General features: G+C 43.2%; 13 protein-coding genes. 7 read left to right on the top strand and 6 right to left on the bottom strand.

The window, feature by feature from the left end; genetic code table 11:
* The first annotated feature begins 12 nt into the window (after window positions 1–12).
* The 3 genes from V7K46_RS19380 (at window position 13) to V7K46_RS19370 (ending at window position 4,245) form a co-directional block, all read left to right on the top strand.
* Entirely contained in the window at window positions 13–447 is a 435-nt protein-coding gene (locus V7K46_RS19380; RefSeq protein ID WP_104906910.1) for a ferritin-like domain-containing protein, read from the top strand.
* Between the two features lie 223 nt (window positions 448–670).
* The gene (locus V7K46_RS19375; RefSeq protein ID WP_335115892.1) at window positions 671–1,618 is read left to right on the top strand and encodes an FTR1 family iron permease; all 948 of its coding nucleotides are present in this window, start codon (window positions 671–673) and stop codon (window positions 1,616–1,618) included.
* Window positions 1,619–2,745: 1,127 nt separating this feature from the next.
* The gene (locus V7K46_RS19370) at window positions 2,746–4,245 is read left to right on the top strand and encodes a family 10 glycosylhydrolase (RefSeq protein ID WP_335115890.1); all 1,500 of its coding nucleotides are present in this window, start codon (window positions 2,746–2,748) and stop codon (window positions 4,243–4,245) included.
* A gap of 92 nt (window positions 4,246–4,337) precedes the next feature.
* Here V7K46_RS19370 and V7K46_RS19365 read toward each other — a convergent pair whose 3' ends face one another.
* The 3 genes from V7K46_RS19365 to V7K46_RS19355 form a co-directional block, all read right to left on the bottom strand.
* Window positions 4,338–4,940: a molybdenum cofactor guanylyltransferase gene (locus tag V7K46_RS19365; protein ID WP_335115888.1), complete on the bottom strand. Its 603-nt coding sequence runs from the start codon at window positions 4,938–4,940 to the stop codon at window positions 4,338–4,340.
* A gap of 327 nt (window positions 4,941–5,267) precedes the next feature.
* Entirely contained in the window at window positions 5,268–7,325 is a 2,058-nt protein-coding gene (locus V7K46_RS19360) for a thioredoxin domain-containing protein (RefSeq protein ID WP_335115886.1), read from the bottom strand.
* 128 nt (window positions 7,326–7,453) lie between these two features.
* Complete coding sequence (locus tag V7K46_RS19355) at window positions 7,454–7,609, bottom strand: hypothetical protein (RefSeq protein WP_273768851.1); 156 nt, start codon at window positions 7,607–7,609, stop codon at window positions 7,454–7,456.
* 478 nt (window positions 7,610–8,087) lie between these two features.
* On the opposite strand from V7K46_RS19355, the gene clpP reads away from it, so the two are divergent.
* A complete protein-coding gene (clpP, locus tag V7K46_RS19350; protein WP_335115884.1) occupies window positions 8,088–8,699 on the top strand; it encodes an ATP-dependent Clp endopeptidase proteolytic subunit ClpP in 612 nt (203 codons plus the stop codon).
* Window positions 8,700–9,059: 360 nt separating this feature from the next.
* Here the strand turns inward: clpP and V7K46_RS19345 are convergent, their stop codons facing one another.
* The gene (locus tag V7K46_RS19345; RefSeq protein ID WP_442939853.1) at window positions 9,060–9,188 is read right to left on the bottom strand and encodes a hypothetical protein; all 129 of its coding nucleotides are present in this window, start codon (window positions 9,186–9,188) and stop codon (window positions 9,060–9,062) included.
* Window positions 9,189–9,277: 89 nt separating this feature from the next.
* The gene (locus V7K46_RS19340) at window positions 9,278–10,165 is read right to left on the bottom strand and encodes a hypothetical protein (RefSeq protein ID WP_335115882.1); all 888 of its coding nucleotides are present in this window, start codon (window positions 10,163–10,165) and stop codon (window positions 9,278–9,280) included.
* Between the two features lie 962 nt (window positions 10,166–11,127).
* Between V7K46_RS19340 and V7K46_RS19335 the strand changes: the two genes are divergently transcribed.
* The 3 genes from V7K46_RS19335 to V7K46_RS19325 all read left to right on the top strand — a co-directional run bounded on the left by V7K46_RS19335 (window position 11,128) and on the right by V7K46_RS19325 (window position 15,329).
* On the top strand, window positions 11,128–13,482 hold the full coding sequence (locus V7K46_RS19335) for a ribonuclease R family protein (RefSeq protein WP_335115880.1): 2,355 nt from the start codon (window positions 11,128–11,130) through the stop codon (window positions 13,480–13,482).
* Window positions 13,483–13,499: 17 nt separating this feature from the next.
* A complete protein-coding gene (locus V7K46_RS19330) occupies window positions 13,500–14,120 on the top strand; it encodes a flavin prenyltransferase UbiX (RefSeq protein ID WP_335115878.1) in 621 nt (206 codons plus the stop codon).
* 507 nt (window positions 14,121–14,627) lie between these two features.
* On the top strand, window positions 14,628–15,329 hold the full coding sequence (locus V7K46_RS19325; RefSeq protein ID WP_335115876.1) for a LapA family protein: 702 nt from the start codon (window positions 14,628–14,630) through the stop codon (window positions 15,327–15,329).
* Window positions 15,330–15,348: 19 nt separating this feature from the next.
* Here the strand turns inward: V7K46_RS19325 and V7K46_RS19320 are convergent, their stop codons facing one another.
* Window positions 15,349–15,543, bottom strand: coding sequence for a hypothetical protein (locus tag V7K46_RS19320; protein ID WP_335115874.1), 195 nt, complete (start codon window positions 15,541–15,543; stop codon window positions 15,349–15,351).
* Between the last annotated feature and the right edge of the window lie 756 nt (window positions 15,544–16,299).

Below are 16,299 nucleotides of genomic sequence, written 5' to 3'. Positions count from 1 at the left end.
AACTAACAACCGATGCAAGAACTTGACCAGAAAAAGACCATTGACCTGCTGAACGCCATCATGGAATTTGAACTAGCAGGGGTAGTGCGCTATACACATTATTCTTTGATGGTGACTGGTCCTAACCGTATTCCAATTGTGGCTTTTTTCAAAGCACAGGCAAGTGAGTCTTTACTTCATGCCGAACAAGTGGGAGAAATTCTCACCGGTTTAGATGGGCATCCCTCCCTGAAAATTGCCCCAATGGAAGAAACCTACCAGCATAAAGTCAAGGATATCTTGGCAGAAAGCTTGTCTCATGAAAAAAAGGCATTGGATCTGTATAAAGATTTGCTCGAAACTGTCACCAATGCCAGTATTTATCTTGAAGAATTCGCTCGCGGCATGATTGGGCAAGAAGAGATGCATAATCTCGAACTGAAAAAGATGCTACGTGATTTTGGTTAATAGTTATTAGTCATTAATTATTGGCTAGGGATTAATGACAAAGATAGAAGTCTGAAGGAAGCGAAAAACCGGAGCGGATGTTTCCTCTGCTCTGGATTTTTCAATTTTGGGGTTGCGGCCATAAGAACTTTTCCTAAGGGAGACGCTTGCGCGTAGCTTGCTTCCCCGTTCGCGTAGCGCCCCATAGGGAAGGGGTACAGGGACAAAAGACAAAGGATAAAAGATGAATTTTAGTACTGCTCTACCTACTTTTGTAATAACACTTCGAGAAGGAGTGGAAGCTGCCCTTGTTGTTGGCATTGTCCTAGCTTTGCTAAAAAAGGCTAAACAATCCCGACTCAACTCTTGGGTATATGCTGGTGTCGGCGTTGGCATTGTCGTCAGTGCCTTAATCGGTGTGCTATTCAGTTGGATAATTCCAGTACTGGGAGCAGTGAATCCTCAATACACCTCTGTAGTTGAGCCAGGATTAGAAGGTGTGTTTAGTGTATTAGCGATCGCAATGCTCAGTTGGATGCTAATCTGGATGACCAAACAAGCCAGATTTATGAAAGCTACAGTTGAGGGAGCAGTTACACAAGCACTGACACAAAACTCAAATGCTGGTTGGGGTGTTTTTACTTTAATTTTAGTTGCCGTTGTCCGCGAAGGCTTTGAAACTGTTCTGTTTGTTGCTGCTAATTTTCAACAGGGATTAATGCCAGCATTGGGTGCTATTGCTGGTTTGGTAGCGGCATCTGCTATTGGGGTGCTGCTATTTAAATGGGGTGTCAAAATTAACATCCGCCAGTTTTTCCAGGTAATGGGTGTTTTATTAGTGTTGATTGTCGCTGGGTTGGTAGTTTCAGGCTTGAAACATTTTGACGACGCTGTAGCTAACCTTGCCCTTAGCAGTCGTGCCACAGAAAGCCTTTGTTTCTATTACGAACGTTTTACTAAAGTCCACTCCTGTATTTTGGGGCCAATAGTTTCAAATACTTCCACAATCTTGCCTGACGAACAGTTTCCTGGGATTATCCTCAAATCTTTATTTGGTTACACAGAGAATCTCTATCTTGTACAAGCAGTAGGATATCTGGCATTTTTACTTATCATTGGAGGACTGTATTTCCGCAGCCTTGGAGGTGCTTCTCCTGAAGGTAAAAAGAATATCCCTTCTGCTCAAAAATAAATTAGTTCTGCGAAAGATTAAAAGCACAGTCAATTTTATATTTTTTACCTCGTTCCCAGTCTCTGACTGGGAATGCCTATTGGGAGGCTACCGCCTCCCCTATTCATCATTCAAGGTAGAACCTGCAAATCAGATTTTAAATTATATTTATTGAGCTAAGTACAGTTTTGCATAAAATCGTAGGGTTTTTAAATGCAGAGTGACGCATTGGCATTGCAGAGGGACGCATTGGCATTGCAGAGGGACGCATTGGCATTGTAGAGGGACGCATTGGCATTGTAGAGGGATACATTGGCATTGCAGAGGGACGCATTGGCATTGTAGAGAGACGCATTGGCATTGTAGAGGAACGCATTGGCATTGTAGAGGGACGCATTGGCATTGCAGAGGGACGCATTGGCATTGCAGAGGGATACATTGGCATTGCCACTCGTCAATTTTAGATTTTGGACTTTCCTGCGGAACGCTACGCATAGCTTGCTTCCACGTTCGCGGAGCGTCTCGTAGAGAAGTGGTACGGCTACGCTCAGTCGAACGATTTTGGATTTCAAATTGAAGAATTATTCAAATAAAAACACGGTGGCTCTAAGTATTTTCTTCCAATCTAAAATCTAAAATTTAAAATCTAAAATTGATTGCCCCGTACCCTTGTGCTCAGGTCAGCACTGAGCGAACGCAAGAGCGTCTCTAAGAGTTGCCGAAGTGTCAATCCAAAATTGCTTGACCTTTGCTAATACGGAGAATATCCTTGAATCTTGAGTCATTCTTAAATAATTTACTACCAGTGATTACGATAACTTTTGTTTGATCAAGTTGAGAGATAATGTCAGCAAAAAGAGAAGAAACAACAACTCTTTTTGCTGATCCTTTAGGTAATTGCTGAGAATTTATCTTTTACGTCTCAGTAGGGTTTGTGACTTTTTTTAAGACTGCTGAGTGATTGCAGTCGTGCAAGCAGCTAAAACTATACTCATCTTTATAAAAAAATGCAGCAACACAAATAAAGCTTTGGCAGTCTTGAAAAAATAGGTTTTAAAACCCTTACTACTTAACTATATAATTCGATACACGTTGCCACAATTATCTGAATTGGGGTCGATGATTATTGTGTCCATCTACTGGTAGGTATGTCTAACCATCCCTTGAACGTTGCAAGATCAACATTATTTTGGCGGCGGCTATTCGCTGTTGTTTTCACTAGTAGTTCGTTGCTCCCCAACTTTGGAAGCGAACCAGCAAGGGCGCAAGTAACCCAATATTGTCAGTTATCATCAACGGCGGCGCAAGAAAAAGAAAACTTACGTTTGTCAGCCCTTAAAGGCAAGCAAGATGCTCAAACGCGCTACCAAAACATGGTACAAACACACGCACAGGATTTACATGAGTGCCGCGCTCAGACTTGGCCACAAATCCAAGCCGTCTGGTTGCGCTTGTATCCCTGTGACATTCAGCCAGGAATAATTGATCAAATTATGGATCGGGCTGTTAACCGTGGCTATAACCAAGTTTATTTAGAAGTATTTTACGACGGTCAGGTATTATTACCAGCAACAGCTAACCCGACGGTTTGGCCTTCTGTGATTCGCACTCCAGGGGCACAAAAAGTTGACTTACTCGCCACCGCAATAAAAAAAGGTCGGCAACGCGGTTTGAAGGTTTACGCCTGGATGTTTACCACAAATTTCGGCTATACTTATGCCCAGCGCCAAGATAGAGAACCAGCGATCGCTCGTAATGGCAAAGGTCAAACTAGCCTATATGTCGTAGATAACGGCTCTCAACTATTTATCGACCCCTACAACCTGCAAGCAAAACGCGACTACTACCAATTAGTACAACAAGTTTTGCGCCGTCGCCCAGATGGTTTGCTATTAGACTACGTGCGCTATCCCCGACAAGCAGGAAGTGATTCCATAGCCACTAAAGTTTCAGATTTATGGCTATTTAGTCCCGCAACCCAAGAAGCTTTATTTAAACGGGCACAAAATTACAAAGGGCTGGACTTAATTCGCCGCTTTTTGAGCAAGGGATACGTCACCAGCGGAGATGTAGCGGAAGTTGATAAACTTTATCCCCAGGAAGGGGAACCCCTCTGGCAAGGACGCCCTCTCCCATCAGCGCAAAAGTCAATCCTGTCTGCAACTGACAGACAACCAGTTTTACAATGGGAGTTGTGGCAGCTTGCTGTTGCCCACGCCATGCAGGGAATTCTAGATTTTGTCACTATAGCTAGTTACCCAGCAAAGCAACAAGGTATTCCCACAGGAGTGGTATTTTTCCCTAATGGTAACCAAACTGTAGGACAAGGGTATGATTCCCGTTTGCAACCTTGGGATCGGTTCCCTACTTCATTAGAGTGGCATCCTATGTCTTATGGGAATTGCGGTAATGTTAGTTGTATCGTGTCGCAAGTGCAGCGGGTTTTGAGTATGGCAAAACCGGGTACGCAGATAATCCCTGCTTTAGCTGGTGCGTGGGGAAAACCTGTCAGTAATCGTCCATCCTTAGAAGTGCAAATGCAGGCACTTCGCAAATACGCCCCCCAACTCAAGGGAGTTAGCCATTTTGCCTATTCTTGGCAATATCCTCAGAGTGATAGCGATCGCAAATTTTGTCGCACTCGCTAAATAGTAGAATTCAGGAGTCAGAATTCAGAAGGACAATTCCCCTCATCCCCCACTCATTAATTCTGAATTCTGTATTCTGTATTCTTCTTCAATTAACTTAAAGCCAAGTCCTGTGGTGTATTACAGTTAAACAGCATTTCTGGTTCTGCTAAGGGCAAAACTTCTACAGGATATTGCCGAAGCCACTGTTGAAACGATCGCCCCCCTCCATTGATAAACTCTAGGAGTTGTGGCAAACAGCGACGGCGATAGAAACCACACAGAGGTTCCCAGCCTTTAGGATGATCAGCCAAAGCTGCGATCGCATTATCCCCCACGCTATCAAGTCTAGTTACCCAATCTTGCAACACCTCAACCCGCAACCTCGGCAAATCGCAAGCTAGCAACAGCACCCATTCTGTTTGCACTTCGGCTAGTCCTTGGGAAAAACCAACTAAAGGCCCGTGGGCTAGAGATTCCTTAGATAAAGGTACTTCCCGAATAAACTGACAACCAGGCAAAAGCAAGTCTTGATAGCGTTCTGGCCAGGGAGTTACTACATAAACAGTATCAGCACAGCTTTGAGCAATACCACAAACTCGCTGCAACAATGGCACCCCTTGAATGGGAATCAAAGCTTTATCTTGACCCATGCGAGAACTTTTACCGCCTGCTAATACAATGGCGGTTAATTTGCTAGACGAGTCAATAGTCATTCGTCAAAAAAATAGAGGGTAAAAATATATCTTGCACTTGTGTGCATCACCCGCCAGCAATCTGAATCGCTGGCTTAATAGCCAAAGTCTATTGAAATGAACTGAAATTCTTGTTTATACCATTTCTACTTTAATAATGATACAAATACGTTGGTAAGGGCATGGCATTGCCATGCCCCTACAAGAAATCTATCTGTATCAGGGTTTTCGTGAATAGCTTGAGTCCTCTAAAAGAGGACTTAAGCTATTAGCCAGGGGTTTATAACCCCTAGTGGTTGAGGATCTCAATCAGAATATTGAGTATTTAATCCCTTCTTGAAAGCGATTTCACGCCCTCACCTGGCTTTGCTGGACTTGCTGCAATAAATGCTCTACACTTTCTGCTGGTGCAAGACACTTCAAACCTTGGCAAACTAACCCAACGCTTCCCTCTGGTATATCAGATGTTATAGCAAACACAGCCGCCGGCAAATATTTGGGGATCAAAGTGTTAATTTGCTCAGTTGTGCTGCGAATCAAGGTAGAATTACGATACCAATCCAAAGCTGTAAATAAACTGGGACAAGCTTGGGGAGACTGATCCATCACACTTCTAAAAGCTTTCAAACCAAGTTCTGCTAAATCCAAATAATCTAGATTATCGGTGAGTAAGGCCAGACGGACAAGGTTAGCGATCGCAATTCCATTCGCTGATGGTGTAGCATTATCAGCATAACTACGCTCTTTGACAATTAAATCTTGACTAGAATCACTAGATGTGTTATTATAACCACCTAATTCTCCACTCCAGAGAAATTCGTTGAATTCATCTTGGATAGCGATCGCATTTTCTAACCATTGTTTATGCTCAGGGTTGGAAGCTTGTAAATCCAGGAGAGCTTTAATAAAAAAGGCATAATCTTCAGACTGCGCTAAAACGGTCGGTTCTCCTTGATAGTTGAGTCGGTGGAAACGCCCATCGACAAACTGATTTTCCCAGATAAAATTCGCCGCTTGTGCTGCTAATTCCAGGTATAACGGTTGTTGGAACACCCCAGCAGCTTTAGCCAACCCAGAAATCATTAAGCCATTCCAGGCGACAATCATTTTCGTATCTGTCACCGAAGGAATGCGACCTGGCCAGTTAACGGTTTTTGCTTCCTGGTTATTACGAGCCGGGGGAAAAGTTTCTAGTGACTCAAGACTAACGCCATAGCGGGCTGTAAAAAGCTTGCTCAGTGCCGTTTCCAGCGTTGCACTCAGTTGCCCTAAATTGCTTCTTTGTAGGACATTACGTCCTTCAAAGTTACCGTTAGGGGTCACCGTAAACTGTTGTTGTAATTCCCTGAGTTCTTCAGGTGTTAACAGTTGTTGTAGTTCGCTGTAACTCCAGACATAAAAGGCTCCTTCTTCTGGTTCTACTGCCGTGGGTTCAGTGAAGCTGTCGGCATCTTGAGCAGCATAGAAGTAACCTTCAGGCGCGGTCATTTCTCGCTTCAGCCATTGTACAGTACCAGCAACCGCCCTTTCAAAAGCTGGTTCTTGTATTCCTGCACTCCACAAAGAAGCCAGATACTCCATAATCTGTCCATTGTCGTAGAGCATCTTTTCAAAGTGGGGTACTGTCCAAGTAGGGTCAACAGTATAGCGATGAAAACCACCACCCACATGGTCATAAATGCCTCCCAGCGCTAAGTTTAGTCCCCGCTGGGTAGAAACTTGGTTGCCGTCATATTGAGATTCAAAATTAAATCGAGTTCCCCGCAATGCTAATTCTGTATAGGGAATCATCGGAAAGCTATTGCCAGATTGCCTAGTAGTAATTACACCTGTGCTGGTTTCCCAACCTTGACGGAGTAATTCCCGGTCTTCAAGCTCGGTTGTTGTACCGGATTGTAACACCGCAGACGTGAGCAAAGACTCAATAATTAGGGCTTTGCGTTGCTGTAAGTCTTCTTTTTCTGTATCATAATAACGGCGAAGCGATTGCAACACCTGCAAAAATCCAGGACGACCATAGCGCGGGTCTACAGGGAAATAAGTACCAGCGTAAAACGGCACTAAATCTTCTGGGGAAAGAAAAATATTCAAAGGCCAACCCCCTTGACCGCTCATCATCTGCAAAGCCTGCATATAGATGCTATCGAGGTCAGGTCTTTCTTCCCTGTCTACTTTGATCGGAAGATAATTAGCATTCATGTACTGGGCGATCGCAGTATCAGAAAAAGCCTCGCCTTCCATAACAGTACACCAGTGGCAACTAGAGTAGCCAATGGAGAGAAAAATCGGTTTATTTTGCGCCCTTGCAGTTGCAAGTGCTTCGTCACACCAAGACCACCAATCAATCGGGTTTTCGGCGTGTTTGCGGAGATAGAGGCTCTTAGCTTCAGCAAGGCGATTAGTCATGATCAAATAGCAAGTAAGTTGCCTTCTTTGCTCAGTCTAGCCTGTTCCCAGGAATGTTAGCCCTTGAGTAACAGGTAGTAGTGCATGTCTTTGATATCGCCGACACCTGTACAATTTGTGAAACATTCTTACTGAAAAGGTCGCAATAGCAAGCTAACAATATTTGGTGGCGTTTCTGGCATAGGTGATGCTGTCTTTGTCTGAATCAGAGTATTTGGGCTAAGTCCTACTATCAGGTGGAGCAAGAAGGTGATGATGGCGGCTTGTACAAGTTTTTCCAGCATGGCACGTCTCTCTCTGTGTGGATAGCATTTCAAGTAAGACTGGTTATTCTAAATACACCTCGTACTACCGATTTACCGAATTTAACAAAAATAACTTAATAATTGCTGAGGTAAATCCTAAGAAAATGTTTAAAATTTTACTGGATATTTAACATAATTCCTTAAGCAAGTCGGATTTCGGTTATCGGTTTAATTACCACATCACCAAGGTAGTCCAGCAAAAGCCGAAATATGAGGTTGGCGATAATTGGAGTTTTTTGATTTATTTTTCCCTAAATGGAGATATTCTCTTAGACACCTTTTGCCGCTAAAAAGTGCCCTTGGGGGTTAAATCTATAAGATAAGCACCTTTTGCCCTCTTTTTGGGTAAAGAAAAACGAGAAAGGTTTAATTTATCTGCCTGGGAACAGTAGAGATAAACCCCAGTTTCGTGCCGTCACCGATAAAATGTATTTAAAGTAGCCACAAACACGCTTCCATGATTCCTATCGTTATTGAACAATCGGGTCGAGGTGAACGCGCCTTTGACATCTACTCACGGCTGTTGCGTGAGCGCATCATCTTTTTGGGACAACAAGTTGACAACAGCATTGCTAACTTGATTGTTGCCCAACTGCTGTATTTGGATGCTGAAGACCCGGAGAAAGATATTTATATGTATATCAATTCTCCCGGTGGTTCGGTGACGGCTGGCATGGGCATTTTTGACACTATGAAACACATTCGTCCTGATGTCTGTACAATTTGTACCGGATTGGCGGCGAGTATGGGCGCTTTCCTCCTCAGCGGTGGTGCTAAGGGTAAGCGAATGAGTTTACCCCATTCTCGGATTATGATTCATCAACCTCTAGGTGGCGCTCAAGGACAGGCGACTGATATTGAAATTCAGGCGCGGGAGATTCTATACCACAAGCAGCGGCTAAACAACTATTTAGCTGAACATACAGGTCAACCAATTGAGCGGATTGCTGAAGATACTGAACGTGACTTCTTCATGTCACCAGAGGAAGCCAGGGAATATGGCTTGATTGACCAAGTTATTGACCGTCACGCCGCCGGTAGCCGTCCAGCAGTTGCTGTTCTTAATTAATAGTCACGATTTGCAAATGGTGATTTACCACTTTTAATTCCCTTAAACCCGAAAATAACCCCTCTTCAGTTATGAAGAGGGGTTATTTGACTTCAAAACCTGATTTAGAAGTTCAAAACTCGATTTAGAAGTTCAAAACTCGATTTAGAAGTTCAAAACTCGATTTAGAAGTTCAAAACTCGATTTAGAAGTTCAAAACTTAGATTTAGAAGTTCAAAACTCGATTTAGAAGTTCAAAACTCGATTTAGAAGTTCAAAACTCGATTTAGAAGTTCAAAACTTGATTTAGAAGTTGGAAATCAAAATCCTACTATTGGGTCTGGCTGAAATTGCAGGTATTGGAGGAATTCGTGCAATTCCTCATCGGTCAGCAAAAAACGCGATCGCTTCCCATAAGTTTTTTCTAAGATGTTCCCGTCGCTGTTCTGATGTCCAGCCTAGCCGCTGCATTTTGACATCTGTTTGAGCAATTACATCAGATAAATCCACGGGTTCTATAGCTTCATTAGTATTTCAATAGCCTATGTCTTTTCTGATTGACCCTTACCAATTACAAAAGACAAATGACTATTGACTAATCAAAATCCCGCTAATGGGTCTGGCTGAGATTGGAGGTATTTGAGGAATCCGTGCAATTCTTCTTCAGTTAGCAAAGTCCGCCCTCGCTTGCCGTAGGTATCAATTAGATGCTCGCGTCCCTGTTCTGGTGTCCAGCCTAAACGCTGAAGTTCGACATCTGTTTTAGCAATTACATCCGATAAATCCACAGGTTCAGCTTTCTTCTTTCTCTTTCCTGTCACTGACGGGGTGGCGACATCCTCTTGAGGGCTATAACTCCGAGGTGTAAATGGTGTGACATTATTGACAGAAATTGCTGGAAAGGTCTGATTTTCCACCTGGTTATCAAAAGTTATTTCCAAGTTTTCAACTGGAGGATCAAATTCTAGCTCCCGGTTGGCAGTCACAGGAAAGTTTTGACCTAAATCCTGGTTATAGGTATCGTTTGATAGGGGCGCAGCATCGCTGTAGCCGTACTGTTCGTTACTGCTTGTTACTACTTCTGGTTTGATATTGCGGACTCTAGAAGGCGGGATAGATATTTCTTTGTCGCTGACCATTGACCACTGACTACTAACAAAATCCTCATCTTTTGCAGAAGAATAGGCAGCAGCCTCATTCAATCCATCTTTGGTGTTCAAGGAAGGGTTTAGCTGCGCTGGGGAAATTGGATTTGAGGTAAATGCCACTGATTCGGGTGGCGCATTTGTAATACCCAAAACTATCAGCGCCCTCGTTCTGGCTTGGTCTTCTGCTGCTTCTACTGTTTCTGCTGCTGCCATACCCGTAGCACGGGTTACGCCTTCAATTTGCACGCTTGCCCGGACAATATATTTTCCTTGAAAAATTTGCACTAATTCAGAAATAAGACTGCCCTTGGGATACAAGCTCTGGAATTGAGCCAACATAATACTGCTACCAATCTAAATCTTTTTAATAACGGGGTCGATACTGCCTGTATGCTCAAGCAATGTAAACTACCCTTACTTTAATTTACATCCACTCGATACTCAGGATGCCTATCAATAATATCGCGTGCGAGTAGCATTGAAAGCAAAATGTCTGCTAACGACTGATTGCTGTGATCACAATAAAATTTTTACCTTTTTCAATCCCTCATTCTGAGTGAAAATTCCGGCTTTGAGCGATCAAGGTGATATTTTCGCTTTATCTCGTGTCCTAATTGTAGCAGTAGCTCTTTTTTGACGAAATTTTTGACTAGTGCTAACTTACCTCGGTAGTCTTGTCTACAATGCTATACTGATAACCCAACTCGATATCTAGAACTATTTTCTGGAAGTGCGCTCTAAATCTACAATAATGAAGATAAGGTTCGCCCTCACTGCTAATTAAGCTGATTACCTAATTGTTACCGATTCTACATGTGGGAAAATTGGGTTCATCGGCAGTTCCTCCTAGTTCAAATCAGAGTCTAATGGCGTAAAATTACCTTCACTCTAGACAATCAAACACCTGTAGTTTCCCCTGCATAGCGCTTTTGGGCAGTATGGATTCTCTAAACCCAGCTTCTCAAAAACCCGTCGCGTAATTATTGAGCGGGGCTAAATCTTAATCAGGCGTGCAATCTTAAGTTTGGTTAGGTGAAGAGACTTGAACGCAGGCGAACTCTGAGAGCATTGTGCAGTGAGAAGTTCGTAGACGCCCAGAGTTGTCCGTGGGTAGGCTTCCTTTGCTCGCAACTGCGGGAGTAGTTTCTTGCAAGGCTGGGTTGGGCTTCCTTTCCTTAGAACTTAGGAAGCTTTGCCTCAGGGCAATTCGTTTCCAGCTTGTTTCTGTAAGCCGTGAGGGTATACAGAAAAGAACCAGATTAAACAAAAAATGATGTTTTGACCAAAGGTCGGTTCACTGCATGGAATTTTCAATCGCTACACTCCTTGCCAATTTCACTGATGATAAATTGGTAGCTCGTAAGGTTTTAGAAAAGAAACTTGGCTGTGAAGATGAAAAAAGCTTACAAAAACTTCACATTGCTTTAGATGTTCTCGAAAAAATCGGTATTTTAGTAAAAGAACGGGGTAAGTATCGCCGTGTCTCAGAAGAGGGAATAATCGAGGCAAAACTTCGTTGTTCTAGTAAAGGCTTTTGCTTTGCTATTCAAGATGTGGAAGGATCTGAGGATATTTACATCCGCGAAAGTCATCTGAGTAATGCTTGGAATGGCGATCGCGTTTTGGTAAGAGTTCTCAAAGAAGGCAGTCGCCGTCGCTCTCCTGAAGGGGAGGTGAAGCTGATTCTAGAACGTTCTAACCACACATTACTGGCACGAATTAAGCAGGTGGATAGCGGTTTCCGGGCTGTGCCTTTAGATGATCGATTGCTGTTTGAACTAAAGATCCAACCTAATGAGGCGAAGTTGGAAGAAGCGATCGATCACCTTGTTCATGTGGAAGTCTTGCGTTACCCGTTAGCACAATATCCCCCACTAGGTCGAGTGGTGCAAATCCTCGGCAGCGATGCCGAAGCTGCTGCTGATATAGATTTGGTAACATGCAAACACGACCTTTCCCGCACTTTCCCGGATAATGTGCTAGATGCAGCCGCCAAGTTGCCCAAAAAGCTGCTCAAAGCAGACCTGAAAAATCGGCTGGATTTGCGTAATTTGTTTACTCTCACCATTGAAGGGCTAAATGGCGACACCAAAATTATAGAAAACGCTTTTAGTTTAGAAAAAAACTTAGCCGGAAATTGGCTTTTGGGCGTTCATATCACGGATGTTTGTCACTATGTCCAACCTGACGAAGCCCTAGATAGAGAAGCACTCAAACGGGGCAAATCAGTGTATCTAGGAGAATTAGTGCTGCCAATTTTGCCACCAGCTGTGGCTGAACGCTGTTCTTTAGTACCTGGGAGCGATCGCTTAACCATCTCTTTTTTAATTACAATTGATCCCCAATCAGGCCAAGTGTTGGAGTGGGAAATTCAACCCAGTGTAATCAATATAGAAACAGCACTGAGTACAAAACAAGCCCAGGCAATTCTTACAGGTGAAGCTGAAGATCAATCTCCACAGGTTTCTCAGATCCTGCAAGACCTCCAAGCCTTGCAAACAGCGGTGAAACAGATAAGGTTGACTCGTGGCAGCCTCCAGTTGAATCTGCCACCCAGCCAAAACGCCTACTATGATGAGGGGATTCTCGGCACTGTGGTGGTGAATGATTTACCAGTGCGATCGCTACTCACGGAGTTGGTACTGTTAGTTAATCAACTGGTTGCAACTCACTTAAATGCCCTTGGTGTTCCGGCTATCTGGCGAGTCCAAGGCACACCCGATGTCGAAGATGTCCAGGAAATGCTGAAATTGGCAGTCAATTTAGGCGTTGACCTAACACTAGATCCAGAAGTCGATATCCAACCCTTAGATTATCAACATTTGACCACAGCTTTTGCTGAATCTCCCTCTGAGCAAGTTCTTACTTACTTATTGCAAGATACCCTCAAGCCATCTGCATACAGCACCACCAAAGGATCTCACTTTGGTCTGGCACTACCGCAATATATCCACTTTAGTGCCCCTTTGCGGCGTTACCCAGATTTGCTCATGCAGAGAGTGTATTACACGCTACTCGAAAACGGACGCGATCGCCGCAATACCCGTGTTAGAGAACGCGTTAACCTCCGCCACTCCGTAAGCCATGAGGAAATTAACTGGAACGTTTTACCCCCAGAATTGCAACAAGAACTGCAAAGCGATTTAACTAGGGTAATTGTCCAAATCAACGACCGAGAAAAAGAAGTCCAAGAAGCTGAAGCCGATTTAGCCGGACTGCAAAAAGCCCAACTGATGAAGCAGCGAATCGGTCAGGTGTTTCAAGGCGTAATTACTGGTGTTCAATCCTACGGTTTCTTTGTAGAAATTGAAGTCCCAGCAGCCGAGGTAGAGTCCAGCAGTAATCCTGGTGTGCCTTTGAGGGTAGAAGGATTAGTACACGTCAGTTCTCTCAAAGACGATTGGTATGAATATCGTGCTAGACAACAGGCACTGTTTGGTCGCAAAAATCGCGCTTCCTATAGATTAGGCGATCGCGTCGCCGTGCAAGTTAAGAGTGTCGATTACTACCGTCAGCAAATTGATTTGGTAACAGTCGGCAGCGATGGTGTAGCCAAAGGTTTAACTGGCAATGGTTCCAATGACGATCTTTCAGACCTCTACTTACCAAATGACATTGAGCCTGATGACCTAGACCCTTACTCTGAAGATGAGTAAAATCAACTAAAATTTACGTGTCAAACAACACTAATCCTCTAATTTTAGGCGTATCGGGCGCATCTGGTCTGATTTACGCTGTTCGCGCAATCAAATTTTTGCTAGAAGCGGATTACAGCATTGAATTGGTTGCCTCTAAATCTACTTACATGGTTTGGCAGTCAGAACAGGAAATTCGGATGCCACCAGAACCAACCGCGCAAGAACAATTCTGGCGAGAGCAAGCTGGAGTTTCACTTTCGGGTAAACTCCGCTGCCATCCTTGGGGTGATGTTGGAGCCGGGATTGCCAGTGGTTCCTTTGCCACTCTAGGGATGATAATTATTCCATGCAGCATGAGCACAGTGGCAAAGCTAGCGGTTGGCTTAAGTTCCGATTTACTAGAACGGGCAGCGGATGTCCAACTCAAAGAAGGACGAAAGCTGGTCATTGTGCCTCGGGAAACGCCTTTTAGCCTCATCCACCTGCGTAACTTAACCTCTCTAGCAGAAGTTGGAGTGAGAATTGTCCCCGCTATTCCCGCCTGGTATCATAATCCCCAAACCATCGAGGATTTAGTTGATTTTGTAGTTGCCCGGGCTTTAGATCAACTAGATATTGACTGCATCCCAATTCAGCGGTGGCAAGGTCGTCGCTAATGCCCTCATCGGAAATTTCATAATAGTCCTAAAAGGGCAAGCGAATTAAGCGCGGTTTATATAAAACTTCCATTGGCAGGATAATTAACGCCGATACCAATGGAAGTATAAATATGGGTCGCATAATACCTAAAGCTGATGAAGGGATAGTGGGATTGCTATTTATCCCAGTAGTTTTAGCAATTTGGTCTAAGATTACAAACGTAGTTGTCTAGTGTTGACAATATGAGGATAACTTTTTAGAAATTTCTTTGTCCGAGCGGTAATGATAGAGATGGATCATAGTGTCAGTAATCAGTAAATAGTAATTAATGAAGAATATGGGACTTAAACAAGAACTCTCTGAAACTCTTGTTCCTTAGCGTCTTTTGCGTCCTTTGCGGTAGCCTGCGGCAAGCCGCTCCGCGTCTACGTTTTTTGATGATTTTGTATAAGTCCTAGAATAATCAGAATGATAACCGACAACTGATAACTGACAACTAACCACTGACAACTGACAAAATTGCTATGGCTGTAATTCGCTTAATTCTATTGGTCGCGGTACTGGGAGTACTAACGCTGTTGTTAGTCCAAAATTGGTCACCTCCCCTATCGCTAGTATTTTTGGGCGTGCGAACTCAACCATTACCACTAGCGATATGGATTTTGTTCAGTACTGCCACTGGTGCTTTCACATCTATATTGATTGCTACCTTGTTTAAATTATCCAATTATTTTATGGGAGGACAACGCCAAACTCCAGACCGCCGAAGCGCAACTTCGCCTCGTGCTAAGGCAACCCAAAGAGAAGAACCGACATCTCGCCCTGTCAGTCCTCCACCACCAGCTAGTAAAAAAGAACAGCCTACTAGTGATGTATTTGATGATTGGGAAACAAATGGCACTAAAGATGATGATTGGAACTTTGATGAAAAGTCAGAGAAAGCGCCTACCCCTAATCCTCAAGCTCAACAGCCTAGAGACTCTAAAACCTACGAACGTCAATCAGAAGCCAAAAGCAGTTCTCAGTCTGGTTCAGTTTACTCCTACAGCTACAGTGAGCCAAAAAATACAGCTGCGGGAAAAACTGAATCAATTTACGATGCTGATTACCGGGTAATTATCCCCCCTTATCAGCCACCGACTACCAATCAAGCCGATGATGATGATTGGGAATTTTTTGATGATGATGATGATTTTGAGGATGATGATAAGCGCTCCCGTCGATGAAATGTAGCAGGCTACGTCTCTACTTGATGCCACACCGCTCTCTAGACTCCTGCTTGACCTTACCAATCATGGCAGCTTCCTGTAAAGTCATGAAAGCATTTAAATCTTCCAAGTCATATCGGCTAGTCAACAGTTGTCGGAGTTGATTTTCAGCTTCTACTGTCAAATAGCCAGTTGCTAAAGCTTTCTGTACAACGTCACGAATTCGAGTCATAGTTGACACCTCATTCATACTATATTTATTCATTCAGGCTTATTGGGGTGAAATATGCAGTAGTCTTTGTACCAAAACTTCAACTTCTTTGCAAAGCTTTTTTAGACGATCGCGGTAAATAAGTCATCATTTACACCTTTATCAGGAACATTTAATTGAGTAAGGCTTGTTATAACTGAACTTTTAGAATAAATAATTTGTGCTATTTGGAACACAGTATTAAGTACACTTAATAATTACACACCAGAGTCAAAGTCTCGATTATTTAGATAGACAGGAATTGTTTGAATAAAGTTTCAAACAAGGTATATTATTTTTTTCGTTAAGTATAGTGAGCGCCATGCAGCAATTATCAAGTTACTTCAGGAAGGTTACTACATTCCTGAGAAATTCATCGTTTATTATTTATGGTAATTTCACAGAAGAATCGTTAATCTATTGCAGAAGTTACTTTAAATACATTAATAACGGTAATCACGGCAGTTGAGCCATCTTAAATAGAAGATGAATTTGTAGAATTTAAAAACAATTGGAAATTAGAAAAGTTATACGTAAATTTGGTATTTACAAAGGAAAAAGCCTTGACACCCGTTGAAAATAAATTTATCAGAGGTTTACTTTGTGGTTGTAGTCCTGCGGAAAATTGTGTTGGCGTAGCCCAACCCAGACATCGCTTGAATACGCAGGTATGAGTCGTTGAGTTTATAATTGGAAACTATGACTCAGCACGGGCTAAACCCTAGCTATCCGCTAACA

It is taken from the genome of Nostoc sp., assembly GCF_036917395.1.
In the GTDB taxonomy this organism is placed as follows: domain Bacteria; phylum Cyanobacteriota; class Cyanobacteriia; order Cyanobacteriales; family Nostocaceae; genus Nostoc.
This window is presented reverse-complemented; position numbering and strand designations above follow the sequence as displayed.

What these genes read in the sequence shown, in the direction of transcription:
- V7K46_RS19380 (WP_104906910.1), top strand. Translation starts at nt 13, where the DNA reads ATGCAAGAACTTGACCAGAAAAAGACCATTGACCTGCTGAACGCCATC.
- V7K46_RS19375 (WP_335115892.1), top strand. Translation starts at nt 671, where the DNA reads ATGAATTTTAGTACTGCTCTACCTACTTTTGTAATAACACTTCGAGAA.
- V7K46_RS19370 (WP_335115890.1), top strand. Translation starts at nt 2,746, where the DNA reads ATGTCTAACCATCCCTTGAACGTTGCAAGATCAACATTATTTTGGCGG.
- V7K46_RS19365 (WP_335115888.1), bottom strand. Translation starts at nt 4,940, where the DNA reads ATGACTATTGACTCGTCTAGCAAATTAACCGCCATTGTATTAGCAGGC.
- V7K46_RS19360 (WP_335115886.1), bottom strand. Translation starts at nt 7,325, where the DNA reads ATGACTAATCGCCTTGCTGAAGCTAAGAGCCTCTATCTCCGCAAACAC.
- V7K46_RS19355 (WP_273768851.1), bottom strand. Translation starts at nt 7,609, where the DNA reads ATGCTGGAAAAACTTGTACAAGCCGCCATCATCACCTTCTTGCTCCAC.
- clpP (WP_335115884.1), top strand. Translation starts at nt 8,088, where the DNA reads ATGATTCCTATCGTTATTGAACAATCGGGTCGAGGTGAACGCGCCTTT.
- V7K46_RS19340 (WP_335115882.1), bottom strand. Translation starts at nt 10,165, where the DNA reads ATGTTGGCTCAATTCCAGAGCTTGTATCCCAAGGGCAGTCTTATTTCT.
- V7K46_RS19335 (WP_335115880.1), top strand. Translation starts at nt 11,128, where the DNA reads ATGGAATTTTCAATCGCTACACTCCTTGCCAATTTCACTGATGATAAA.
- V7K46_RS19325 (WP_335115876.1), top strand. Translation starts at nt 14,628, where the DNA reads ATGGCTGTAATTCGCTTAATTCTATTGGTCGCGGTACTGGGAGTACTA.
- V7K46_RS19320 (WP_335115874.1), bottom strand. Translation starts at nt 15,543, where the DNA reads ATGACTCGAATTCGTGACGTTGTACAGAAAGCTTTAGCAACTGGCTAT.